23 protein-coding genes are annotated in these 24,196 nt (G+C 65.1%); 19 read left to right on the forward strand and 4 right to left on the reverse strand.

Features of this window, described 5'->3' with window-relative positions; translation table 11 throughout:
- Window positions 1-90 precede the first annotated feature (90 nt).
- Window positions 91-1,173, forward strand: coding sequence for a hypothetical protein (locus tag AC1RTQ_RS04630; RefSeq protein ID WP_492874530.1), 1,083 nt, complete (start codon window positions 91-93; stop codon window positions 1,171-1,173).
- Window positions 1,174-1,275: 102 nt separating this feature from the next.
- Window positions 1,276-2,001: an HAD family hydrolase gene (locus AC1RTQ_RS04635; protein WP_492874531.1), complete on the forward strand. Its 726-nt coding sequence runs from the start codon at window positions 1,276-1,278 to the stop codon at window positions 1,999-2,001.
- Between the two features lie 3 nt (window positions 2,002-2,004).
- On the opposite strand, the gene AC1RTQ_RS04640 is transcribed toward AC1RTQ_RS04635, so the two are convergent.
- Entirely contained in the window at window positions 2,005-2,700 is a 696-nt protein-coding gene (locus tag AC1RTQ_RS04640) for a DUF4336 domain-containing protein (RefSeq protein WP_492874532.1), read from the reverse strand.
- A 15-nt stretch (window positions 2,701-2,715) separates the two neighbouring features.
- Window positions 2,716-3,792 carry an AraC family transcriptional regulator gene (locus AC1RTQ_RS04645; protein WP_492874533.1) on the reverse strand — a complete coding sequence of 359 codons (1,077 nt, stop codon included), beginning with the start codon at window positions 3,790-3,792 and terminating at the stop codon, window positions 2,716-2,718.
- Window positions 3,793-3,927: 135 nt separating this feature from the next.
- Here AC1RTQ_RS04645 and AC1RTQ_RS04650 point away from each other — a divergent pair, with 135 nt between their 5' ends.
- Window positions 3,928-5,703 (forward strand): AMP-binding protein, encoded by a 1,776-nt coding sequence (locus AC1RTQ_RS04650; RefSeq protein ID WP_492874534.1) that lies wholly within the window; start codon window positions 3,928-3,930, stop codon window positions 5,701-5,703.
- Window positions 5,704-5,807: 104 nt separating this feature from the next.
- On the opposite strand, the gene AC1RTQ_RS04655 is transcribed toward AC1RTQ_RS04650, so the two are convergent.
- Window positions 5,808-7,538: a Na+/H+ antiporter gene (locus AC1RTQ_RS04655; RefSeq protein WP_492874535.1), complete on the reverse strand. Its 1,731-nt coding sequence runs from the start codon at window positions 7,536-7,538 to the stop codon at window positions 5,808-5,810.
- Window positions 7,539-7,759: 221 nt separating this feature from the next.
- Between AC1RTQ_RS04655 and AC1RTQ_RS04660 the strand changes: the two genes are divergently transcribed.
- The 13 genes from AC1RTQ_RS04660 (at window position 7,760) to AC1RTQ_RS04720 (ending at window position 20,171) form a co-directional block, all read left to right on the forward strand.
- A complete protein-coding gene (locus AC1RTQ_RS04660) occupies window positions 7,760-9,367 on the forward strand; it encodes a carboxyl transferase domain-containing protein (RefSeq protein WP_492874536.1) in 1,608 nt (535 codons plus the stop codon).
- Window positions 9,368-9,387: 20 nt separating this feature from the next.
- The gene (locus tag AC1RTQ_RS04665) at window positions 9,388-10,326 is read left to right on the forward strand and encodes an alpha/beta hydrolase family protein (RefSeq protein ID WP_492874537.1); all 939 of its coding nucleotides are present in this window, start codon (window positions 9,388-9,390) and stop codon (window positions 10,324-10,326) included.
- Window positions 10,323-11,105 carry an enoyl-CoA hydratase/isomerase family protein gene (locus AC1RTQ_RS04670; RefSeq protein WP_302092420.1) on the forward strand — a complete coding sequence of 261 codons (783 nt, stop codon included), beginning with the start codon at window positions 10,323-10,325 and terminating at the stop codon, window positions 11,103-11,105. The genes AC1RTQ_RS04665 and AC1RTQ_RS04670 overlap by 4 nt, the downstream gene beginning before the upstream one ends.
- 60 nt (window positions 11,106-11,165) lie before the next feature.
- The gene (locus AC1RTQ_RS04675) at window positions 11,166-11,918 is read left to right on the forward strand and encodes a DUF4126 domain-containing protein (protein ID WP_492874538.1); all 753 of its coding nucleotides are present in this window, start codon (window positions 11,166-11,168) and stop codon (window positions 11,916-11,918) included.
- A gap of 58 nt (window positions 11,919-11,976) precedes the next feature.
- Window positions 11,977-14,013 (forward strand): acetyl/propionyl/methylcrotonyl-CoA carboxylase subunit alpha, encoded by a 2,037-nt coding sequence (locus AC1RTQ_RS04680; RefSeq protein ID WP_492874539.1) that lies wholly within the window; start codon window positions 11,977-11,979, stop codon window positions 14,011-14,013.
- Window positions 14,014-14,191: 178 nt separating this feature from the next.
- On the forward strand, window positions 14,192-15,115 hold the full coding sequence (locus AC1RTQ_RS04685; RefSeq protein WP_302092417.1) for a 2-hydroxyacid dehydrogenase: 924 nt from the start codon (window positions 14,192-14,194) through the stop codon (window positions 15,113-15,115).
- Window positions 15,116-15,131: 16 nt separating this feature from the next.
- Window positions 15,132-16,040, forward strand: a complete 909-nt coding sequence (locus AC1RTQ_RS04690; protein ID WP_492874540.1) for a hydroxymethylglutaryl-CoA lyase — start codon at window positions 15,132-15,134, stop codon at window positions 16,038-16,040.
- A 51-nt stretch (window positions 16,041-16,091) separates the two neighbouring features.
- Entirely contained in the window at window positions 16,092-16,670 is a 579-nt protein-coding gene (locus tag AC1RTQ_RS04695; RefSeq protein WP_492874541.1) for a DUF2799 domain-containing protein, read from the forward strand.
- Window positions 16,671-16,682: 12 nt separating this feature from the next.
- Window positions 16,683-17,747: a hypothetical protein gene (locus tag AC1RTQ_RS04700; protein WP_492874542.1), complete on the forward strand. Its 1,065-nt coding sequence runs from the start codon at window positions 16,683-16,685 to the stop codon at window positions 17,745-17,747.
- Window positions 17,748-17,787: 40 nt separating this feature from the next.
- Entirely contained in the window at window positions 17,788-18,285 is a 498-nt protein-coding gene (locus tag AC1RTQ_RS04705) for a YbaK/EbsC family protein (RefSeq protein ID WP_302092413.1), read from the forward strand.
- Complete coding sequence (locus AC1RTQ_RS04710; protein ID WP_302092412.1) at window positions 18,282-18,581, forward strand: DUF1289 domain-containing protein; 300 nt, start codon at window positions 18,282-18,284, stop codon at window positions 18,579-18,581. Before AC1RTQ_RS04705 ends, AC1RTQ_RS04710 begins: the two co-directional genes overlap by 4 nt.
- Before the next feature lie 22 nt (window positions 18,582-18,603).
- The gene (locus AC1RTQ_RS04715) at window positions 18,604-19,239 is read left to right on the forward strand and encodes a 2-hydroxychromene-2-carboxylate isomerase (RefSeq protein WP_492874543.1); all 636 of its coding nucleotides are present in this window, start codon (window positions 18,604-18,606) and stop codon (window positions 19,237-19,239) included.
- Window positions 19,240-19,397: 158 nt separating this feature from the next.
- A complete protein-coding gene (locus AC1RTQ_RS04720; RefSeq protein ID WP_492874544.1) occupies window positions 19,398-20,171 on the forward strand; it encodes an SDR family oxidoreductase in 774 nt (257 codons plus the stop codon).
- Between the two features lie 169 nt (window positions 20,172-20,340).
- On the opposite strand, the gene AC1RTQ_RS04725 is transcribed toward AC1RTQ_RS04720, so the two are convergent.
- Window positions 20,341-21,099, reverse strand: a complete 759-nt coding sequence (locus AC1RTQ_RS04725; RefSeq protein WP_492874545.1) for an IclR family transcriptional regulator — start codon at window positions 21,097-21,099, stop codon at window positions 20,341-20,343.
- A 131-nt stretch (window positions 21,100-21,230) separates the two neighbouring features.
- Here AC1RTQ_RS04725 and AC1RTQ_RS04730 point away from each other — a divergent pair, with 131 nt between their 5' ends.
- The 3 genes from AC1RTQ_RS04730 (at window position 21,231) to AC1RTQ_RS04740 (ending at window position 24,024) form a co-directional block, all read left to right on the forward strand.
- Window positions 21,231-22,223, forward strand: coding sequence for a Bug family tripartite tricarboxylate transporter substrate binding protein (locus AC1RTQ_RS04730; protein ID WP_492874546.1), 993 nt, complete (start codon window positions 21,231-21,233; stop codon window positions 22,221-22,223).
- A 194-nt stretch (window positions 22,224-22,417) separates the two neighbouring features.
- Window positions 22,418-23,104 carry an RraA family protein gene (locus AC1RTQ_RS04735; RefSeq protein ID WP_409817290.1) on the forward strand — a complete coding sequence of 229 codons (687 nt, stop codon included), beginning with the start codon at window positions 22,418-22,420 and terminating at the stop codon, window positions 23,102-23,104.
- Complete coding sequence (locus AC1RTQ_RS04740; RefSeq protein WP_492874547.1) at window positions 23,101-24,024, forward strand: NAD(P)-dependent oxidoreductase; 924 nt, start codon at window positions 23,101-23,103, stop codon at window positions 24,022-24,024. Before AC1RTQ_RS04735 ends, AC1RTQ_RS04740 begins: the two co-directional genes overlap by 4 nt.
- Window positions 24,025-24,196 lie beyond the last annotated feature (172 nt).

Genomic DNA, 24,196 nt, shown 5'->3' on the forward strand with positions numbered 1-24,196 from the left:
TCTGACAATGCATGTAAGGCGACGCTGATGGCTATCTCAGTGTCGGGATATGGACATTTTCAACCAACATCAAGACCGAGGAGCAAGCCCGTGCCATCTCTCAAGCAAATCACTCGTAGAACCGCAGCCCTGCTGCTGATTTCCACCCTGGCCGCCTGTGGTGGTGGTGGTGGCGGAGACGGAGGCAGCGGCACAGGCTCAGGAGGCGGCTCCGAAGGCGGCGGCAGTACGGGAGGCGGGGACAACGGCGGCGGCAATGGTGGCGGTACTGATGGTGGCACCGGCAATCAGGCCGTCACGGGGACCTACAAGATGGGCGCTCAGACCGCTACCAGCCATGCACAGATGCTGGATGCCGCCAACAGCATGGGTGCGGACGGCTATGTGCTGTTCAGTTCTCTGGCAGGATCGATCACTTCGACCGGTGCGGAGATCGGCGACTTCTATCTCACGGATACCGCGCATGCAGGGCGCAAGTTCAGCTATGTCAATCCTGCGGCGCAGCCGTCGCGCACCGCCTTTCTGGCCCAGCTGAACCAACAGGGCAGCAGCGGCTATATGTACAAGTCCGACGCCGTGTTCAGCGATGTCAGCGATATCCGCAGCGTCTATGTCAAGGACCACAGCCGCAGCGACCAGTTCAGCTACAGAACGGTGACGCCGGTGGCCACGACTGCCGAAGCCTTTGCCACGGAGCTGAACGGCCAGGGCGCCGAAGGCTATCGCTATCTGGGTCCCCAGATCATCAACAACGAGCTGTTCAGCCTGTATGCCAAGCGCAACGACAGCGTCACCTATACCTATCAGGTCGACAAGCTCCCCAGCGCATCTTCGGCCGCCGATGCGGCAGCGATGAGAACGCGCCTGGCCCAGAAGGGTGCGGACGGCTGGTTCATCCGTGGCACGCAGGGTCTGGGCAGCGACCCGCTGAACATGAACTATGTGGATGTCTTCGAGAAAAGCTCGGCGCAGAATGGCGCCATCGAGTATCTGGTCGAGGCCTCGTCAGTCAATGACGCGCTCACGACCCAGCTGAGCAATATGAATGCCAATGCGGCCAACGGCTTCTTCTATTTCAGCGGCATCATGACCGCCGACAACAAGACCAGCACCATCTACGCCAAGAACAGCGCATGGATGATTCATCCGCTGGCCGGAGTGTCCTTCCCCTGAACTCGAAAAGGGGCATGAGCGCATAATCACGCCCTCTGTTTTTTGATCCGAGGCGCCGTTGGGCGCCTTTTTTGCATCCCCTGATACGCTGGTAATGCTTCCATGACTGCTTTTGACGCTGTGCTTTTCGACTGTGATGGTGTGCTGGTGGACAGCGAATCCATCACCAATCGCGTGCTGTGCACCATGCTCAATGAATCCGGCTGGGCCATCAGCCAGGAGCAGTGCACGCGCGACTTCATCGGCAAGACGGTGCGCAGCCAGGCGGCCGTGATCGAGGCCCATACCGGCAAGCCGCTGACCGATGCCTGGATGGCCGAGTTCTACGAGCGCCGCAATGCCGCCCTGCGTGCCGAGCTGGTGGCCATCGATGGCGCGCTGGAAGCGGTCAGGCAGATTCATGCGCTGTGCAACGGGCGCATTGCCTGCGCCTCCGGTGCGGACCGTGCCAAGGTGGAGATGCAGCTCGCCAAGGTGGGCATGGAGCCTTATTTTGCAGGCCATGTCTACAGCGGCCATGAAATGCCGCGCAGCAAGCCCTTTCCGGATGTCTATCTGGCAGCGGCAAAGGCGCTGAAGGCCGATCCGGCCAAATGTCTGGTGATCGAGGACACCATGACCGGCGTTCAGGCCGGCGTGGCCGCCGGTGCCACCGTCTGGGGCTATTTCCCAGCCGATCAGGGTCATGCCACGGCAGAGCAGTTGCTCGAGGCTGGCGCCGCCTGCGTGTTCGGCGACATGGGCGATCTGCCCGCCATGTTCGATGCCGTGCGCAGGAGTGCCGCCAGCGCCTCGGCCGGCGATGTCGACGAGCACGACCTGCGCTAAAGCTCAGTCCCAGATCGACAGCGCCTCGCGCAGCTTCTTCATGGGCTGATCGTCGATCACGCTGTTGTGCAGCAGGATCACGCGCTGTACGGGCCAGCTTTCGAGCCGCTTCACCCAGTTGCGCACGGCGGCCCGGTCCCTGACCAGCAGGCGCACGGTGCGCGGCACGGTCAGGCGCTCATGCCCGCCCGTCAGGCCCAGATACATGCGTACCGGCATGCTCAGCGGTCCCTTCCAGCATTGCAGCACGTCGGTGGCGATGAGGCTGCCGCTGGCCGGATGGAACCACAGCGTCTCGTCGAGCAAGGGAAGGCCGTCCAGTGGCAGGCATTGCAGCTCGCCTGCCCAAGGGGCTTCGGAGTCCGGCGGCAAGGGCTCCAGCAGCGGCAGGTCCGGGCGCTTGCTCAGCACGCCCTGTGTGCCATAGATCCGGGCCTGTGGATAAAGCCTTGCCAGTTTGCCCACGAACAAGTGGTGCATGGCGCTGGGGGCGACGATGTGCTGCAGCGGTCCCAGGGCGTCGAGCGCCGCTTTCTGCCCGTCTGTCAGTGGCACTGCAGAGTGCGAGAACAGGCTGCCGTCGGCCAGCCGGATCACCGTCATGCGTGTGCTGACCTTGAGTCCCGCATTGCTGAAGTGATAGTTGAGTGTCCATATCCCGTCGGCGATTGGGCACCAGTTTTCTGAGGATTCCTGCATGGAGAGTTCCTTGCGTCAGACGGCACGCTGGCCGGCGGTTTTGCGAAATTCCGAAGGGGACAGCCCTGTCCAGAGGCGAAAGGCGCGGATAAAGCTTTTGTCGTTGAGAAAGCCGCAGGCCTGGGCCACGCGCTTGATGGGGCGGCTGGTGCGCAGCAGCAGCGCAATCGCACGCTCACGCCGGATATCGTCCTTGAGGGACTGCAGCGAAATACCTTCTTCCTTGAGCTGGCGGTGCAGGCTGCGCTGGGACAGATGCAGCTGGCGGGACAGCGTTTCAGCTGTCTGCTGCTCTTCCCCGCTGGCGGCCAGCAGATGGCGCACTCGCTGCACCAGAGTCTTCTCGCGTTGGTAGGGGCGCACCTGGATCGGCAAGGCGCGCTGCAGCATGCGGTTGAGGGCCGCCTCGTCGCGCGCCAGAGGCGCCTGCAGCCAGCGTGCTTCAAACTGCAGGCTGGCGACGGGGGCATCAAAAGCGATGCTGCCCGGTGCGAACAGCACCTTGTAGACGCTGGCATGTGCGGGCTCGGAAAACGGAAAGCTGGCATGCAGCAGGCTGATCGGTTCGTTGATCAGCCAGCTTGCAAAGCCGTGGATATTGCGCAGCACCGATACCATGCAGAACTCGCGCATGTCCCCCAGCGGGCGGCTTTCATGCAGGGTGAGGGTGGCAATGCCGGCTTGCTCGCTGAGCTGAAGCTGTATGTCCTGCGCAATCAGTCCGTGATGGCGGCACCAGCGCGCCAGCGCCAGGCCCAGTTGCGGAGCGCTGATGCTGGCACGCGCCAGCATGCCGTAGCTGCCCCAGGGCAGGCGGCGCTCGAACCAGCCCAAGGCTTCATCGTCCAGCTCGCGCATGGCTGCGTCGGAAAGTGCCTCCATCTGCAGGGCCGTGATGCGCTCGTCGGCATCGTCAACCAGATCTGGCGGGATTTGTGCCTTTTGCAGAGCGCCTAGCGCTGACATCTGCCTTGCTTCATAGGCGCGGACAATGGCTTGAACAAACGCCATGGGGGTAATTGCCGGGTGCGATTTGAGCACGGAACTGGCATGGTGTGGCAGTGGAGTCTTGACCAGGGAGGGGGTGAGCATTTGGCAATTATTGCAACCTTTGTGACCTCTTCTGGACAGGGCTTGCCCTTATTCTGAGGCGCAGAAAACGGTGCTGAATGGACGCTGCGCAGCCAGTTCGCAGGTGGCTGCCGGCACGCAAGGAGACACAAGACCATGCCATCGCAAGTGAACGTGCTGACCGCCAGCTATGCCAAGGGGCGCACGGATGTGCCGCTGATCGAGCAGACGATTGGCGATTTTTTTGCGGCAATGGCCGCGCGCCAGGGCTCGCGTGATGCGCTGGTCAGCCGTCATCAGGGTCTGCGCTACAGCTATGCCCAGCTGCATGTGGCCGCGCGCCAGCTGGCCAGCGCGCTGTTGTCGCAAGGGCTGGTCAAAGGCGACCGGGTGGGTATCTGGAGCCATAACAATGCCGAGTGGGTGCTGATGCAGCTGGCCACGGCTCAGGTGGGTCTGGTGCTGGTCAATATCAATCCGGCCTATCGCACCGCCGAAGTCGAATATGCGCTCAACAAGGTGGGCTGCAAGGCGCTGGTATCCATGCCGCGGTTCAAGACCAGCGACTATCTGGGCATGCTGCGCGAGCTGGCGCCCGAGCTGGCGAGCTGCGCGCCAGGCCAGCTGCAATCCCAACGCCTGCCGACCTTGCGCACCGTGGTGTGGATTGACGCGGCCTGCTCAGGCGCAGCCGGCTCAGGTGCGGCCGGCTGTGCGAGCGGCACAGGTGCAGTGGATCTGGACGCCGAACAGCCCGGCATGCTGCGCTTTTCGCAGCTGATGGCGCAGGGCACCAGTGCGGATGAGCGCATCGATGCGATTGCGGCCACGCTCAGCAACCACGATCCCATCAATATCCAGTTCACCAGCGGCACCACGGGCTTTCCCAAGGGCGCGACGCTGACGCACCGCAACATCCTCAACAACGGCTTTTTCATTGGCGAATGCATGCGCCTCACGCCCGAGGACAGGCTGTGCATCCCCGTGCCGCTGTATCACTGCTTCGGCATGGTGCTGGGCAATCTGGCCTGCTTCACCCATGGCTCGACCATCGTCTATCCCAATGACGGCTTTGACCCCCTCACGGTGCTGGAAGCGGTGCAGGCCGAGAAATGCACGGGTCTGCACGGCGTGCCCACCATGTTCATTGCCGAGCTCGATCATCCGCGCTTTGTCGAGTTCGATCTGTCCACGCTGCGCACCGGCATCATGGCCGGCTCGCCCTGTCCCATCGAGGTGATGAAGCGCGTGGTGCGCGACATGCATCTGAGCGAGATCACCATCGCCTACGGCATGACGGAAACCAGCCCCGTGAGCTGCCAGAGCGATGCCGACACGCCTCTGGAAAGACGTGTTGCCACCGTGGGCAAGGTGCAGCCGCATCTGGAGGTGAAGATTGTGGATCCGTCCACGGGCGAGGTCATGCCGCCGGGCCAGTCGGGCGAGCTGTGCACGCGCGGCTATTCCGTCATGCACGGCTACTGGGAAGACGAGGCCAGGACCCGCGAGGCCATCGACGCCGAGCAGTGGATGCATACCGGCGATCTGGCGACCATGGACGCCGAAGGCTATGTGAATATCGTGGGCCGCATCAAGGACATGGTGATCCGTGGTGGCGAGAACATCTACCCGCGTGAGATCGAGGAATTCCTCTACCGCCACCCCAAGGTGCAGGATGTGCAGGTGGTGGGCGTGCCCGATGTGCGCTATGGCGAGGAGCTGTGTGCGTGGATCATTGTCAAGCCCGGCCAGGAACTCGGCGAGGATGAGGTGCGCGACTTCTGCAAGGGGCAGATCGCGCACTACAAGGTGCCGCGCTATATCCGCTTTGTCCAGGCCTTCCCGATGACGGTGACGGGCAAGATCCAGAAGTTCAAGATTCGCGACGAGATGATCGAGTTGCTGGATCTGCGCGTCATCAAGACGGCCTGAATATGCGCTACCCCCTGAGCGGCTTCGCACCTTCCCTGCGCCGGGTGCCCCCCAAGGGGAGCGACACCCTCGGTGCGGTGCGGCCCTTCCTCGGTGTCTCTGGCCTAGTGATTGGGCGGCGTGCTGGCCGTGGGCAGACCCGCTGCGCGGCGCGCCACGATCAGACGCTTGCGCATGGCGATTTCCTGCATGTCCAGCTCGCTGACCAGACTGCGCAGCGACTCGTCGTTGATACGGTGGGCCTGTCTTTCGGCGTAGTAGAAGTCCCGCTCGGCATGAATGCACTCGATGCGGGTTTCGATCTCCATCACATAGCGCAGCTTGCGCTGGCGCACGACTTCGGGCGCCTCGCGCAGCAGCTCTATGCTTTGCGCGGCGCCGCTGCCGTCGTCGAGCAACTGGATGCGGTTGCGGTACTCCTGGGTCAGGTGACCGTTGACCTCCTGGCGCATCGCCACCCATTCGGGGTCGCGGCGCAGGATTTCCTCTTCGCTCAGCGTGAGCTTGGCCATGGCCGCCATGCAGGCCTGTTCGCGCGCCAGGCGCTCCTCGCGCACGGTGGGCGACTCTTCGTGCGGGGGCAGATGGCGCAGCACGATGGGCAGGCCCACGGCACCGATCACCAGCGTGAACAAAATGGTGCCGGTGGCGAGAAAGACCAGCATGTCGCGGCCCGGGAAGGGCTGGCCGTTGTTCAGCAGCATGGGCACGGACAGCGCACCGGCCAGCGTGACCGCGCCGCGAATGCCGGCCAGCGTGGTGGCCAGGTTCAGCAGTGGCGAGGGCCGCTCGGACATCTTGCCTTGCCGGTGGGCGCGCAGCAGCGAGCCATGCACACCCAGCACCAGCCAGATCCAGCGCATCAGCAGCAGCGCAAACGAAATCGCGGCCACATAGCCGACCAGAATCCACCAGTCATGGCCGGCCTGATGCAGCGGCACGCCGATGATGGATGGCAGCTGCAGGCCCAGCAGCAGGAAGATGGCGCCGTTGAAGGCAGCTTCCACCATGCTCCAGGTGCCTTCGGTCTGCAGGCGTTCGCTGATATAGCTGCTGCGCTCCAGGTCGGCGAAATTGGTGGCGATGCCTGCGGCCACGGCAGCCAGAATGCCGGAGACACCGATTTTTTCGCCCACGATATAGGCGGCAAAAGGCAGCAGCACCAGCAGCAACACCATCTGCGTGGCGGCGACGTCACCCAGGCGGCGTGTGATGGTGCCGCGCGCATGGCTGAAGCCCCAGCCTATCAGCGCACCCACACCCAGGCCGCCGACGGCCATCCAGGTGAATTCCTTGGCGACTTCGCCCCAGGAGAACATGCCGGTCAGCGTGGCGGCAATCGCAAATTTCAGCGCCACCAGGCCCGATGCATCATTGAGCAGCGACTCGCCCTCCAGCACATGCATGGTCTTCTCGGGCATGCCCAGATTGCGCGTGATGGCCGAAACGGCCACGGCATCGGTGGGCGAGATCACGGCGGCCAGGGCAAAGGCCACGGTCAGCGGAATCTCGGGAATCATCCAGTGGATGAGATAGCCCAGGCCCAGCACGGTGAACAGCACCAGGCCCAGGGCCAGCAGCAAAATGGGTTTGGCCAGCGCAAAGAATTCACGCTTGGGGATGCGCCAGCCGTCGGCAAACAGCAGCGGCGGAATGAACAGCAGCAGGAACAGCTCGGGGTCGAACGCGATGTGCAGACCGGCTTGCGGCCAGGCAATCAGCGCACCCAGTGCGATTTGAATCAGAGGCAGGGGGATGGCCCGTATATAGCGGGCCACAATGCCTGTCAGCGCTCCCAGCAGCAAGACAAGCAGAACAGTTTCAACAGCGTGCATGAGGCATTTTCTTCAACTGCCGTGGCAGTGCTGTGTCCGAGCAAGAAAAAAACCAAGCTCTCACATCAGTTATCAAGCGGCAAAGTACGAGCCGTACCCCATGAAACTGGCGTGTGCCAAGCACGGGACGGCCGGCAAGGGCCGCCCCGCCGCGAGGCCGTCGTCCCCCTAGGGGGAAGCGGCGCAGCCGCTCAGGGGCAATCATTTTTTAAGGGCAAGCGATGAGCATTCTGGGTACACAACTGAATCCGCGTTCGGCAAATTTCCTGGCCAACGCTGCCGCCATGCAGGCACTGGTCAATGAGCTGCACGCACGCTGCGATCAGAACGCACTGGGTGGCAATGAGGCGGCACGCGCCAAGCATGTGGCGCGCGGCAAGCTGCTGCCGCGAGAGCGCGTGCAGCGGCTGCTGGACCCCGGCACGCCGTTTCTGGAGCTGTCGCCGCTGGCCGCGCTCAATATGTACAACAACGATGCGCCGGGCGCCGGCGTGATCGTGGGCGTGGGCCGCGTCAGCGGCGTGGACTGCATGATCGTCTGCAACGACGCCACCGTGAAGGGCGGCACCTACTACCCGATGACGGTGAAAAAGCATCTGCGCGCCCAGGAAGTGGCGGCGCAGAACCGTCTGCCCTGCATCTATCTGGTCGATTCGGGCGGTGCCAATCTGCCCAATCAGGACGAGGTCTTCCCCGATCGCGAGCATTTCGGCCGCATCTTCTACAACCAGGCCAATATGAGCGCCCAGGGCATCGCCCAGATCGCCGTGGTCATGGGCTCATGCACGGCAGGCGGCGCCTATGTGCCGGCCATGAGCGACGAGTCCATCATCGTCAAGAACCAGGGCACCATCTTTCTGGGCGGCCCTCCTCTGGTCAAGGCTGCCACCGGCGAGGTGGTCAGTGCCGAGGACCTGGGCGGCGGCGATGTGCACACGCGTCTGTCGGGTGTGGCCGATCATCTGGCCGAGAACGATCTGCATGCGCTGGCGCTGGCACGCCAGGCGGTGGCGAACCTGAACAAGGCCAAGCCCGCGTCACAGGCCGATCATGCGCCAGCGGCGCCCCTCTTTGAGAGCGAAGAGCTGTATGGCGTGATTCCCGTCGATACGCGCAAGCCCTTCGATGTGCGCGAGATCATTGCCCGCATCGTGGACGGCAGCCAGTTCGACGAGTTCAAGGCCCGCTTCGGCAACACCCTGGTCTGCGGCTTTGCACGCATCGAGGGCATGCAGGTCGGCATCATCGCCAACAACGGCATCTTGTTCAGCGAGTCGGCCGTCAAGGGCGCGCACTTCATCGAGCTGTGCTGCCAGCGCAAGACTCCGTTGGTGTTCCTGCAGAACATCACGGGCTTTATGGTCGGGCGCAAATACGAGAACGAAGGCATTGCCCGCCACGGCGCCAAGCTGGTCACGGCTGTGGCCACGGCTGCGGTGCCGAAGTTCACCATCATCATCGGCGGCAGCTTTGGCGCGGGCAACTACGGCATGTGCGGCCGCGCCTATTCGCCCCGTTTCCTCTGGATGTGGCCCAACGCGCGCATCAGCGTCATGGGCGGCGAGCAGGCGGCCAGCGTGCTGGCCACCGTCAAGCGCGACGGCATCGAGGCCAAGGGCGGCAGCTGGAGTGCCGAAGAGGAGGAGCGCTTCAAGGCGCCTATCCGCCAGCAGTATGAAGATCAGGGCCATCCCTATTACGCGACGGCGCGTCTCTGGGACGACGGTGTGATCGATCCCGCCGACACGCGCCGCGTGCTGGCGCTGGGTCTGGCTGCCGCGCGCAATGCGCCGATTGAGGACACGCGCTTCGGCGTATTCCGCATGTAAGCGGGCAGAGGCTGTCAATCATGTCGCGTCGCCATTTCCTCACCTGCTTGCCGCCAGTCCTGCTGTCGGCTGCGCTGGCCATGCCCATGGCTGGCGCTGCCGAGCCAGCGGTGCAGCGCATGGATGCACGCATTCCGGTCTGGGTGCCAGCGAGCGGCGATTCGCCCGCGCACCGCGCCGAGTTGGCTGGCCATGTCTATCGTCCTCAGGGGCAGGGCCCTTGGGGGCTGATCGTGCTCAGCCACGGCACGCCCGGCGGCAAAGAGGCGCGCGAAGCCATGACCGATCGCTACGGCCCGCAGGCGAGCGCTCTGGCCGAGCTGGGCTATGTGGTGGTGACGGCTTTGCGCCGCGGCTATGGCGCATCGGACGGTCCTCTGGCCGACCGCTACGGTAGCTGCGATGCCCCCGACTACGCCCATGCGGCCCAGGAGGCTGCGCGCGATGTGGCGGCCATCATGACTTACGGGCAACAGCTGCCCTATGTCGATGGCTCGCATGTGCTGCTGCTGGGAAAGTCCGCCGGCGGCTTTGCATCGCTGGCTCTGGCGGCGCAGCAGCCTGCGGGCTTGCGCGGCGTCGTCAACTTTGCCGGCGGCCGGGGTTCACAGCCGCAGATGCGTGAGAAAGCAGCGGTTTGCGGCGAGGCGCAACTGCTCAAGACCGTGGCTGGCTTTGCCGCCACCAGCCGTGTGCCCCAGTTGTGGATCTATGCCGAGAACGATAGCTACTTTCGCCCGCCGCTGGTGCGCAAGATGGCGCAAAGCTATCTGGCCACAGGCCAGAATCTGAAGCTGGTGTTTGCGCCATCCAGTGGCGCGGAGGGACACCAGTTCTTTGACCGGGCAGCCAATATCGGGCAATGGCTGCCGCAGGTCCGTGAATTCCTGATGCAGCAGCTGCCGGGCACGGCGGCTGCGCAACTGCAAACCCCTAACTCACTGGGAGACAAGCCATGACTGCTTTGACTTTGACCGTGGATGGCGGCATCGCCCGCGTCACGCTGGCTCAGCCCGCCATTCGCAACGCCTTCAGCGATGCGGCGATTGCCGAGATCACCGCCGCCTTCCTTCAGGTCGGCGAGCGTGCCGATGTGCGTGCCGTGGTGCTGGCCGCCGAAGGACCCGCATTCTGCGCGGGCGCGGACCTGAACTGGATGCGCCGCATGGCCGATTACTCGCGCGACGAAAACCGTGTCGATGCGGGTTTGCTGGCCGAGATGCTGCGCGTCATCTACGAATGCCCCAAACCCACGATTGCGCGTGTGCAGGGCGATGTCTATGCGGGCGGCATGGGCCTGGTGGCCTGCTGCGATATGGCGGTGGCGGCCGACACGGCGGGCTTTTGCCTCAGCGAGGTCAAGATCGGCCTGATCCCCGCCACCATCAGCCCCTATGTGATCCGCGCCATGGGTGCCAGGGCCGCGCACCGCTACTTTCTCACGGGCGAGCGCTTTTCGGCGCAGGAGGCGCATCGCATCGGCTATGTGCATGAGGTGGTCGATGCCGACGGGCTGGATGCCGTTGTCGACGGCTGGCTCAAGCATTTGCTCAGCGCTGGCCCCGCCGCCGTGCGGGCCTGCAAGCAGCTGGTGCTGGACATGGCCGAGCGCGAAATCAGCGAGCAGCTGATTGCGGCGACGGTGGAGTCAATTGCCACCATCCGCGCCAGCAGCGAAGGCAAGGAAGGCGTGCAGGCCTTTCTCAACAAGCGCAAACCCAACTGGCTGCCCGGATGAGATGACCGACCTGGCGGCCGGGGCGCTTCAGCCTGCGGGCTCGCTTAGGGAATGAACACCATGGATATCTGGCAAACCATCATCGACTGGCTGCACCGAACCGGCCTGCATATCGACCCCGATACGGCCAGGGCCGTGGGCGATGCTGCCGGCCAGGTCGGAGACGTGGCTGCCAGGGCCGGGCAGGCCGTGGGACAGATGGACATGGCGTCCATGCTGGCGCTGGCGGCAGCCCTGGGCTGGGCCAGCGGCTTTCGCCTCTATGCCGTGGTGTTCGCCGTGGGCCTGCTGGGAGCCAGCGGTCTGATGCCGCTGCCCGGCGGTCTGCATGTGCTGCAGCATCCGATGGTGCTGGTCATCAGCGGCGGTCTGCTGTTCGTGGAGTTCTTTGCCGACAAGATTCCCGTGGTCGATTCGGTCTGGGACCTGTTCCAGAGCGTGTTGCGCATTCCTGCCGGCGCGGCGCTGGCGGCCTCGGTCTTTGCTGCCGACAGCACCACCATGGCCATGGCTGCGGCGCTGATGGGCGGCACGCTGGCCGCGACCAGCCAGGCGGCCAAGACCACGACGCGAGCCCTCATCAACACCTCGCCCGAACCGTTCTCCAACGTGGGAGCCAGTCTGGCGGAAGACACGGTATCGCTGGGTGCCCTCTGGCTGGCGCTGACCCATCCGCTGGTGTTTGCCGCCGTGCTGCTGGTTGTGGTGATAGCGATGTGGCTGGCGATCTGGGCGCTTTGGCGCTTTCTCAAGGCGATTATTCGACGCCTGCGCGGCAGTGGTGAGGCGCAGGATCCATTGCAAAAAACATAGCTGCTTGCGTTTGACGGATATGCGCTGAGTGGTGATTTGACCGATAACCGGAGACGATATGTTCAAGAAAATTCTGATTGCGAATAGAGGTGAAATCGCCTGCCGCGTAGCCGCCACCGCCCGTCGCATGGGTGTGAAGACCGTGGCGGTGTATTCGGATGCCGATGCCCGGGCCAAGCATGTCGCGGCCTGCGACGAGGCCGTGCATATCGGCGGCAGCGCGCCCAAGGACAGCTACCTGCGCTGGGAGCGCATTCTGGAAGCTGCCAAGGCCACGGGTGCCGAAGCCATCCACCCCGGTTATGGCTTTCTCTCCGAGAACGAGGACTTTGCCAATGCCTGCGCAGCGGCCGGCCTGGTCTTCATCGGCCCGCCCGCCAGCGCGATTCGCGCCATGGGTCTCAAGGCCGAGTCCAAGCAGCTGATGGAAAAGGCCGGCGTGCCGCTGGTGCCCGGCTATCACGGTCACGACCAGAACCCCGAGCTGCTGCAACGGGAGGCCGACCGCATTGGTTACCCCGTGCTCATCAAGGCCAGCGCGGGCGGCGGCGGCAAGGGCATGCGTCTGGTGGAAAAGAGCGAGGACTTTGCGGCCTCGCTGGAGTCCTGCAAGCGCGAGGCCATCAACAGCTTCGGCAACGACGCCGTCTTGATCGAGAAATACGTGCTGCGCCCGCGCCATATCGAGATCCAGGTGTTTGGCGACACGCAGGGCAACTGCGTCTATCTGTTCGAGCGCGACTGCTCGGTGCAGCGCCGCCACCAGAAGGTGCTCGAGGAAGCGCCGGCGCCGGGCATGACTGCCGCGCTGCGCCAGAAGATGGGCGAGGCCGCCGTGGCCGCCGCCAAGGCCGTGAACTATGTGGGCGCGGGCACGGTGGAGTTCATTGTCGAGCAGCCCGGTGGCTACGACCAGCCGGAAGCCATGAAGTTCTACTTCATGGAAATGAACACCCGGCTGCAGGTGGAGCACCCCGTGACCGAAGCCATCACGGGCGAGGATCTGGTGCGCTGGCAGCTGCTGGTGGCTTCGGGACAGCCTTTGCCCAAGGCGCAGTCGGAACTCCGTATCCAGGGGCATGCCATCGAGGCGCGCATCTGCGCCGAGAACCCCGAGAACAACTTCCTGCCCGCTACCGGCCATCTGGCCGTCTATCGCAAGCCCGAATGCAGCAGCTTCGAGATCAGCGATGTGCGCGTGGACGACGGCGTGCGCGAGGGCGATGCGATTAGCCCCTTCTACGACTCCATGATCGCCAAGCTGATCGTCCATGGCGACGACCGTGCCCAGGCGCTGGCGCGTCTGGATGCGGCGCTGGCCCGGACCCATATCGTGGGCCTGACGACCAATGTGCAGTTTCTGCGCCAGGTGGTGAAGAGCCAGGCTTTCTCCAACGCCCAGCTCGATACCGCGCTGATCGAGCGCGAGCGCGAGGCCTTGTTCGGCAAGGATTTCGTGGGCCGCGACCTGGCCGTCGCCGCCGCCATGGCCTGGCAGCTGCAGGTTGAGCAGGCAGCGCAGGGCGCAGACCCCTTCAGCCGCCGCGACGGCTGGCGCATGTCTGGCCGCTATGTGCGTGCGTTCGGCTTTGCCTACCGCGGCGAGGACTTCACGGCCGGCCTGGCATACGGCCGCGGCACGCAGGCGGCGCAGACCTATCAGCTCGGCATTGGCGAGGGCGAGAGCTGCAGCGATGCCGTGCTGCAGTGGCGCGCACTGGCCGACGGCCGGCTGGAGCTGGGCCTGGACGGCAAGCGCACGGTGGTGGTGGTCCATGCCCAGGGCGACCAGCTGTCCATCTTCACCGAGGCGGGCAGCACCCAGATCACCGTGGTCGACCAACTGGCCCATGCGGGCGACACCGGCCATGAAGGCGGCCGCCTGACGGCGCCCATGCCGGGCAAGGTGGTGTCCTTCACGGTCAAGGCCGGCGACAAGGTCAGCAAGGGCCAGCCGCTGGCGGTGATGGAGGCCATGAAGATGGAGCACACGATTGCCGCCCCCGGCGATGGCGTGGTGCTGGAGCTGCTGTATGTGCCCGGCGACCAGGTCAGCGAAGGAGCCGAGCTGCTGCGCATCGAGGTGGCCGCCTGATCCGGCCAGGGTTGAACTGTTTAACAAAATGAGCGGCTTGCGCCCGACCATCCATGAATTCAGTCACTTTCAATGATGAAATCAAGACAGGTAAAGCGCAAGAAGCTTCTTTTTTGATAGCGGTCCATTTGCCATTCGCGTCTGCAGCGGGCATGGCAAAGCGTTAGGCTTGGCATCCATGAAAGTCTTATTTTGCTGTGACGATACGCGGCCGGAACCCTGGCTCAAAGGTTTGCATGACGCGCTGCCGGGCGCGGAGATTGCCATCTGGGAGCCGGGCGCACCCCAGGCCGACTATGCGCTGGTCTGGGCGCCGCCCCAGCAGTTCCTCGACGAGCAGGCGGCTGGCCTCAAGGCCATGTTCAACATCGGCGCGGGCGTGGATGCGCTGCTGCCGCTGACTATCCCTGCGGAGTTGCCCGTCTACCGTCTCGAAGATGCGGGCATGGCCGTGCAGATGGCCGAGTATGTGGCCCAGGCCGTGATCCGATTCTTTCGCGGCCTCGATCGGTACGAGGCCGATATGGCGCAGGGCCTGTGGCAGCACCAGCGCAACCCCAGGCGTGTGGACTATCCCGTGGGCGTGATGGGCCTGGGCAAGATGGGCGAGCGCGTGGCCAGGGCGCTGACGGTGTTCGATTTCAAGGTCAATGGCTGGAGCCGCTCGCCGCGCGAGCTGCAGGGCGTTGAATGCTTCAGCGGCATGGACAGCCTGGACCGCTTTCTGTCCGAGACGCGCATTCTGGTCAACCTGCTGCCCCTGCACGACGAGACCCGCGACATCATCAACGCCCGCACGCTGGCGCTGCTGCAGCCCGGCTCCTATGTGATCAACGTGGGGCGCGGCGGCCATGTGGTCGATGCCGACCTGATTGCGCAGATCGAGTCCGGCCATGTCAGCGGCGCCATGCTGGACGTGTTCCGCGAGGAGCCGCTGCCCGAGAATCATCCGTTCTGGGAGCAGTCCAGAATCATCCTCACCCCCCATACCTCGGCCCGCACGCTGGCGGCGGACAGCATTGCCCAGATTGTGGGCAAGGTCGCCGCCATGAGCCGGGGCGAGCCCGTCACAGGTCGAGTCGACCTTGGCAAGGGCTATTGATAGCAAGGAGACAAGAATGAAATACCCCGCACGCGTCAAGATCATCGATGTGGGCCCGCGCGACGGCCTGCAGAACGAAAAGCAGCCTGTGCCTGCCGCCGTCAAGATCGAGCTGGTGCAGCGCCTGCAGGACGCAGGCCTCCAGGAGATCGAGGTCACCAGCTATGTGTCGCCCAAATGGGTGCCGCAGATGGCGGACAACGCACAAGTCATGGCTGGCATCGTGCGCAGAGCCGGGGTGCGGTATTCGGTGCTCACACCGAATCTCAAGGGCTTCGAAGCCGCGCTGGCCGGAAAGCCCGACGAGATCGTGGTGTTCGGTGCGGCCAGCGAGGCCTTCAGCCAGCGCAATATCAACTGCTCGATTGCCGAGAGCATCGAGCGCTTTGCGCCCGTGGTGCAGGCGGCTCTTGAGGCCGGCATTGCCGTGCGCGGCGCCATGAGCTGCACCGTGGGCTGCCCCTACGAGGGCGAGATCGCGCCCGAGAAGGTGGGCTATCTGGCCGGGCTGATGAAGGGCATCGGCGTGCAGCGCGTGGACGTGGCCGACACCATCGGCGTGGGCACGCCCGTCAAGGTGCAAAAGGCGCTGGAGGCCACGCTGGCACACTTCGATCTCGACCAGGTGTCCGGCCATTTCCACGATACCTACGGCCAGGCCCTGAGCAACACGCTGGCGGCGCTGGATCTGGGGGTCTGGAACTTCCAGTCCTCGGTCGCTGGCCTTGGCGGCTGTCCCTATGCCAAGGGCGCCACGGGCAATGTGGCCACCGAAGACGTGGTCTATCTGCTGCAGGGCATGGGCATAGAGACCGGCATCGACCTCGACAAGCTGATCGATGCGGGCCAGTTCATCAGCGAGCATCTGGGCCGCCCCACGCAGTCGCGCGTGGCCAAGGCCTTGCTGACCAAGCGCGCGGGTTGAGGCCCGGCCCGGCCAAGCCCGGCCCAACCGGCCCGAGCGGCCCGGACAGGCATGGGCGTTGTTACCATCGCCGCCATGCAAGCAAGATCACATTTTTCGCGGGCCCTGTGTCTGGCGGCAGCTGCCCTGCTGGGCGGCTGCGCCGGCATGGATGCCCAGGAGTGCAAGGACACGGACTGGGCCTATCTGGGCCAGCTGGATGCCATGGACGGCAAGCAGGACATCACCACCCGGGCCAAGCGCCATTTCCGTACCTGCAAGGACAACGGCGTGCAGATGGATGTGCGGGCCTATCAGCAGGGCTGGCAGCAGGGACTGCGGGGTTTTTGCACGGCTGAAAGCGGCAAGGCTTTTGCAGAGACGGGCCGCAAATACCAGTATGGCTACTGCCCGGCGCAGGTGGAGTCTGCCTTTTTGCAGGGCTATGGCCCGGTGCGCGAGCGGCTGGACATGCAGGAAGAAATGGCCCAGCTGCAGCAACGCATCGACATGAAGAAAAAAGAGCTTCGCGAAGCACGCAGCGCCAAGAACAGCTCCAGTCATATTGCTTATGTGGAGAAAGACTTGCGTGATCTGAATCTCGAGTTGCTGCAACTGCGCTTCAAGCTCGCGCAGATGCCGCCCAAGTAGGCGCAGCCGCAGATGCAGACAGCAGCAGATTTCATTGCGGCACTGGATGTGGACGAATCCGTCAAGGCCGTGCAGCTGGAGTCGATCTCGCGCGCGCTCATGCCCTGGCTGCAGCAGGCGCCAGCGGCCGAGGTCAAGCAACTGGCGCAGGCGCTGCTGGCGGGCAATACGCGCTGGCATGTGACGCTGCACGACACGTTGTCCTGGCTGGCCGACGACGACTGGCCGGCGCTGGTGGCCGCAGCCCTGCAATCGGCCCAGGCGCGCGGCAGCATGAGCGAGGCAGAGCGCACGGTGCTGGAAGCGGCCAGCTATCAACAGCCCGAACTCATCAAGCCTTTGATAGCGCCTCTTGCAGAACTGGACTGCGATGTCGAGTCATTTGAGGCTGAAGCGCAGGTGCAGAGTGCGCAAGCAGCGATGCATTTGATATTCCCTGCGCGCTATCTGGATCACGCAATTGCCTGGATTCCCCGGCACTGGCACCCCAGCTGGAATCTGCAGCACGGCCCTGAACGCTATCGCTTTGGCGGCGCGGGCGCAGGCAACTGCCAGCATTGCGGCGAGCCGCTGCAGCACCTGATCAGCTTGCCGGCCAGCAAGGTGTTTGGCCGCGATCAGCCTGCTGAGCCAACCGTGCATCTGCAGCTATGCCTGTCCTGCATGGAAAGCGGCGTGGGCGAGCTGCATTACCGCCACGATGAAACAGGCCAGGCGCATTGCCTGAACGCGGCCGCAGATGGTCAGCTGCAGGAGCCGGACTGGGAGTACGGGCCTTTGCGCGCTACCGAGGTGGCACTGGCAGAAACGCCCGCACGCTGGCAGCGCCAGGATTGGGGCCAGTCCAACGGCCGCGAGAATCTGTACCGCGTGGGGGGCGAGCCTGCGTGGATTCAATCGCCCTGGCAGCCGCTGTGCACCTGCTGCGGCCAGAGCATGCGCTTTGTGCTGCAGCTGGATTCTCAGATTCCGCAGGCTGATGGTGCAGACGCTCATTACTGGGGCAGCGGCGGCATGCTTTACGGCTTTGCCTGTACGCCTTGCGCGTGCAGCGCCTTCATCACTCAGTACACTTGATGCACGGGGCGCGGTGGGCGCTCTTTCTTCGAGAGTTTGTATGTGTGGATCAGAACTTCATGCGCTGCCGGAAGGCGTGCAGCGCGTCAGCCGCTTTTTGCAGGATGCCGGTCATCCGCATGCGCCGCAGATGCTGGATGGCGCGGCCCGCACTGCACAGGAGGCCGCCGATCAGCTCAGTATTCTGGTCGGGCAGGTGGCCAAGAGCATCATCTTCAAGCGCAGGAGCGATGGCGCGGCCGTTCTGGTCGTGACCTCGGGCGACAAGCGTGTCGATGAAACGAAAGTGACGCAACTGGTGGGCAAGGTCGGCCGCGCCGATGCCGAATTCGTCAAGTCCAGCACCGGCTTCTCGATTGGCGGCGTCAGCCCCGTGGCGCATGCCACCAAGGTCGTGACCTTGATGGATGCCGAGCTGCAGCGCTTCGAGACCGTGTGGGCCGCAGCGGGCCATCCGCACGGCGTGTTTCCCGCATCGCCCGCGCAGCTGCAGGCGCTGACGGCCGCCCCCTGGTCGGACGTGGTGGAGCAGGCATGAGTACCGAACTTCTTCAGGAACAGCAGGCCCTGCAGGCTCAGCAGGCCCAGCAGCTGACGCAACTGGCCGCCAAGGCCGAGGTGGCCCTGGTCTGGGCCGAGGCCGACCAGCCCGTGGCATCGCCCTGCATCAACGTCTGCCGCATGACGCAGGACCGCAGCCATTGCCAGGGCTGCTTCAGAACCATTGACGAGATTCGCGCCTGGTCCAAGGGCGATGCCGAGCTGCGTCTGCAGATCTGGAGCCAGCTGCTGCAGCGCGCAGGCCTCAAGGACCCGCGCCAGGCCGAGATCTGATCACCCTTTGAGGAGAGCCGACATGAAGCACATCACCTGTTATCTGGACTTTGTGTCGCCTTATGCATGGCTGGCGCTGGAGCAGATGCCCAAGGCGCTGCAAGGGCTCAGCTATCACGTGGATTACCGCCCGGTGCTGCTGGGGGCCTTGCTGCAAGGCAATGCCAACCCCGGGCCGGCCGGTATTCCTGCCAAGCGCGCCTGGACCTACCGCCATGTCACATGGCTTGGCCGGTCGCTGGGCATACCGCTGCAGATGCCGGCCCGGCATCCGTTCAAGCCGTTGCCGCTGCTGCGGCTGGCGCTGGCCCACGGACGTGAAGGCAGCATCAACCGCTTTGTGGCGCAGGCGGTGATGCAGCATGTCTGGCAGGGCGGCCATGAGGCCAATGACGCACAGCGCCTGCAGGTGCTGCGCGAGCAGCTGAAGGAGCAGCTGCGCCATGAGGAGGACGGTGCCGAGGTCAAGCAATGGCTGCGCAGCAATACGGAGCAGGCGCAGCAGGCCGGCGTATTCGGCGTGCCGGCCTGGGTCGTGGACGGCCATGTATTCTGGGGCCTGGACGGCCTGCCCATGCTGCAGGCCTATCTGCGTGGCGACGAGTGGTTTGCGCAGCAGTGGGAGGCCGCAGCCGGCGTGTCCTGGGGGCTGGAGTAGGGCTGCCGGTGTGGGGCCGCAGGTATGGGGCCTGAGCCGGGATCGAGGCGCAGGACGGTGCTTTCTGCCTGGCATCGGCCATGGCGCCTAGGCGACGCCGGGCGTGGCGGGCCTTGCATAAGCTGGTGCGGTTTGAACACCATCAAGGAGACCGCACCATGGATACCCAGCAGATGTTTTCGCTCAAGGGCCGCACGGCTCTTGTCACCGGTGGTTCGCGCGGTATCGGCCGCATGATCGCCGAAGGCTTTGTGCGCCAGGGCGCGCGCGTGTACATCTCGGCGCGCAAGGCCGAGGCCTGCGAGCAGACGGCGCGCGAGCTGTCGCAGCTGGGCCACTGCGTTTCGCTGCCCGCCGACGTGTCCACCATGGACGGCGTGAAGTCGCTGGTCGATGCCTATGCGGCGCACGAAGGCCAGCTGGGCATCCTCGTCAACAACGCGGGCGCGGCCTGGGGCGCGCCCTATGACGAATTTCCCGAAAGCGGCTGGGACAAGGTCGTGGACCTGAACATGAAGTCGCCCTTCTTCCTGACCCAGGCGCTCACGCCCATGCTGCGCAAGTCGGCCGCGGGCGCGCAGCTGGCCAAGGTCATCAACATCGCCTCCATCGACGGCGTCTCGGTCAACGCCTGGGAGACCTACTCCTACGCGGCCAGCAAGGCCGGCCTGATCCACCTGACCAAGCGCATGGCCCTGCGCCTGGCGCCTGAGCGCATCGTGGTCAGCGCCATCGCGCCGGGCCCGTTCGCCTCGGAGATGAACAAGAACGCGCGCGACCACGCGGAGGAGGCCGCAGGGCGCGTGCCCCTGGGCCGCATCGGCGAGCCCGAGGATATGGCCGGCGCGGCCATCTTCCTGGCCTCGCGCGCCGGCGACTATGTGGTGGGCTCCACCCTGGTCGTGGACGGCGGCTGCGCCTGGGCGCGCTGAGCTCGCCCGAGCGCATTCAACGCATAAAACGATAGCTGTTAGCGATTTATATATAAGAAACTCAGATACAAAAGTATTTGAGTTTCAATTTCAGTAAGCGAGAGCAGCTATTGTTTTTGAACCTTCCTTCCGACAGAAATGAATCCTTCCGGGGGCCGGTTCCCGGCCCTCAGGGATGCCACTGCGTGGCGCGCACGGGGCTGGCGGCCGGCGTGGCGGAGTTGCCGGCCAGCGCATAGGACAGCTTGTTGGCGGCGGCGATCACGGTCCGGGCCAGGGCTTCGAGCCTGGCCTCGGGCAGGCGCGATGCGGGGCCCGAGATGCAGACCGATCCCATGAGCCGCCAGTGCATGCCGAACACTGGCGCCGAGACCGTAGCCACTCCTTGCTCACGCTCGCTGATGGAGCAGTGGTAGCCCTTTTGGCGGATCTGCTCATAGACCTCGCCGGGCTCGCCCGAGAACGCCAGGATGACGCGGCCCGGCGAGCCTTTGTCCAGTGGCAGCCCCTCGCCCATGCGCGCATGGTGGCGCAAGGCCTGTGGCCCTTCCACGCGTACCAGGCAGGTGCGCACATGGCCTTCGCGCACGTAGAAGGCGGCGCTCTCGCCGCTGAGTTGGGTGAGCTCGCGCAGCGCGGGCTCCAGCACGTTCTGCACATCGAAGCCCGCCTGGTAGCGCGCGCCCAGCCAGCCCGAGGAAGGACCCAGCCGCCATTCCCCGTCCTCGCGCTGCACCATGTAGCCCGACCGGGCCAGCGTGCGCGCCAGCCGCAGCACCGTGCTCTTGTGCAGGCCGCAGCGCCGGCTGAGTTCGGCCAGCGAAAGATGCGATTCGCCCAGCGCAAAGGCCTCGAGCAGCAGCAGCGCGCGGGTGACGGCGATGACGCCGTCGCCGGACTGCTGCGCGGGTTGGGTGGGGTTGCTCATGATGCAATGCGTTTCATTGTGCGAAACAGCATTGTATGGGTTGAAACGTTTGCCTACAGTCGCTCCAGCGGTCGGGGATTCTGTCCGCACACATCAGAAAACGCTTCAAAGCGACCAACAGGAGACAACAGATGAACTTTCGCCCGCTTTCGCGCGCCCTGCCTGCCGCCGTGCTCGGCTTCGTGGCTGCCGTCACTGCCTTCGACGGCGCGCTGGCGCAGTCCGCCTATCCGGCCAAGCCGATCCGCCTGATCGTGCCGTTCCCGCCCGGCGGCGGCACGGACATGATTGCGCGCACCGTGGCCCAGAAGATGGCCGAGCAGCACAAGTGGAGCGTGGTGGTGGACAACCGCCCCGGCGCGGGCGGCAACCTGGGTGTGGACGCTGCGGCCAAGGCCGCGCCCGACGGCTACACCCTGGTCATGGGCCAGACCAGCAATCTCGCCATCAACCCCTGGCTCTACGTCAAGCTGCCCTACGACCCGATCAAGAGCCTGGCGCCCGTGGCCCTGGTGTCCTCGGCGCCCATCGTGATGGCGGCTCCCGCCAACACGCCCTACAAGACCTTTGCCGAGCTGGTGACGGCGGCCAAGGCCAGGCCCGACGGCATCACCCTGGGCTATTCGGGTAACGGCACCGTGGCCCATCTGGCGGGCGAGCAGGCCCAGAAGATCTCGGGCATGAGCCTGCGCCATGTGCCCTACAAGGGTGCAGGCCAGGCCATGACGGACCTGGTGGGCGGACAGATCGACCTGTACATGTCCGCCATTCCCACGCTGCTGGGCCAGGTGCGCAACGGCAAGCTGTGGCCCATTGTCGTGACCTCGCTGGCGCGCTCCAGCCAGCTGCCCGACACCCCCACGCTGGCCGAGCTCGGCTACAAGGACTTCGAGGCCAGCTCCTGGTATGGCGTGCTGGCGCCCGCAGGCACGCCCGAGGCCATCGTGCAGCAGCTCAACAAGGCCATCAACCAGGCTCTGAAGCAGCCCGATGTGGCCGAGAAGCTGCGCTCCGAGGGCGGCGACGTGCTGGGCGGCACGCCCCAGGCCTTTGCCCAGTTGCTGCGCACCGAGGTGCCGCGCTGGGGCCGCATCGTCAAGGACTCGGGCGCCAGCCTGGACTGAGGCCGATCACGCCACCGCGCCATCGCGCCAACCACCACCCACCACCCACCACCCACTCCCGCACACCTGCCGCGCCATGCCTGGTGCACATGCCTGGCATGTGCCCTCGCGGGCAGGACGCGGTGCGCCCGGCCACTCCTGCTCCTTCTTCACTTTCACCTCTGCAAGCGGACCGAACCGCGAACCTGACCATCATGAGCCAACTTTCAGAAATCATCCGTGACATCGAGCGCGTCAGCGCCGAGGTCGTCCAGAAGGCGTCGAGCTTTCAGGCCGCCATCCTGGCCGACGTGGCAGGCCGCCGCGGCACCATGAACGCACGTGTGGCGCCCGTGCACCAGGACATGAAGCTTGCCGGCCCGGCCTTCACCGTCGAGGTGCGCCCCGGAGACAACCTGATGATCCACGCCGCCATCGCCCTGGCCAAGCCCGGCGATATCCTGGTCATCGACGGCAAGGGAGACCAGACTGCGGCCCTGATGGGTACGCTGATGCTCAGCGCCTGCAAGAAGACAGGCCTTGGCGGCGTGATCGTCGATGGCGCGATCCGCGACAAGCTCGAGCTGCTGGAGCTGGGCTTTGCGGTGTTCAGCGCCGGCTTCAATCCTGCAGGTCCGACCAAGTTCGTGCCCGGTCGCATCAATCACCCCATCTCCTGCGGCGGTGCGACGGTGAACCCGGGCGACCTGGTGGTGGGCGACGCCGACGGCGTGGTCGTGATCGAGCGCGCCAAGGCACCGGCCATGCTGGCGCTGGCCGAGAGGAAAGTGGCCGACGAGGCCGCGCGCATCGAGGCCATCGCCCGCGGCGACACGGCCTCGAAGTGGCTGCCCGCCGCGCTGCGCGCGGCCGGCGTGCTCAAGGAGGGAGAGACGCTATGAGCACCATCATCGTCACGGGCGCAGACCTGGCACAGCAGGCACTGGATCTGCTGCAAGGCCACGACATCGTCTACGCGGGCAAGACGCCCACCGAGCAAGACCTGGTGGCCCTGTGCCGCCGGCATGATCCCGTCGCCATCATCGTGCGCTACGGCAAGGTGGGGGCCGCAGTCATGGACGCCGCACCTTCGCTCAAGGTGATTTCCAAGCACGGCAGCGGCACGGACACCATCGACAAGGCAGCGGCCGCGCAGCGCGCCATCGAGGTCGTGGCGGCGGTCGGTGCCAACGCGGCGGCCGTGGCCGAACAGGCGCTGGCCCTGCTGCTGGCCTGCGCCAAGTCGGTGGTGCAGCTGGACTCGCGCATGCACTCCGGCCATTGGGACAAGTCCACGCACAAAAGCCTGGAGCTGGCCGGGCGCACTGTGGGGCTGGTCGGCCTGGGGGCCATAGGGCTGCGCTTTGCGAAGATGGCCGATGCACTGGGCATGCGCGTGATCGGCTTCGATCCCTTTGCGGGCCAGCTGCCCGGCTACGTGCAGGCCGTAGACCTGGATACGCTGTGGCGCGAAAGCGATGCGATCTCGCTGCACTGCCCGCTGACCGAGGACAACCGCAACCTGCTCAACGCCACCACCCTGGCGTGCTGCAGGCGCGGCGTGATTGTGGTGAACACCGCACGCGGCGGTCTCATCGACGAGGCCGCGCTGCTGGCCGCCGTGCAGCAAGGCCAGGTCAGCGCCGCAGGCCTGGACAGCTTCGCCGTCGAGCCCATGGCGGCCGGCCACCCTTTCCTGCACCAGCCGGGCTTCATCCTCAGCCCGCACATCGGCGGCGTGACCTCGGATGCCTATGTGAACATGGGCGTGGGAGCGGCGCGCAACGTGCTGGCGGTGCTGGAGCGCGCCAGCGTCTGCTGAGCCGGCGCCTGTCCCGCAAGGCCGCTGAGACTGGCTGTGGGCTTTGCGGCAAGTGGGTGAGGTATCGATGCGGTGCGCTCTCTCCCGCCCTTGCGCGCGGTGGCGTCCAGTCCTGCGGTACTGGTCGTGGGGCGGGTCCGCCGGTGAAAACCGTGGCCGGCTGCATGGCGCA

The sequence above is a fragment of the Comamonas sp. GW821-FHT11H03 genome (assembly GCF_058807955.1).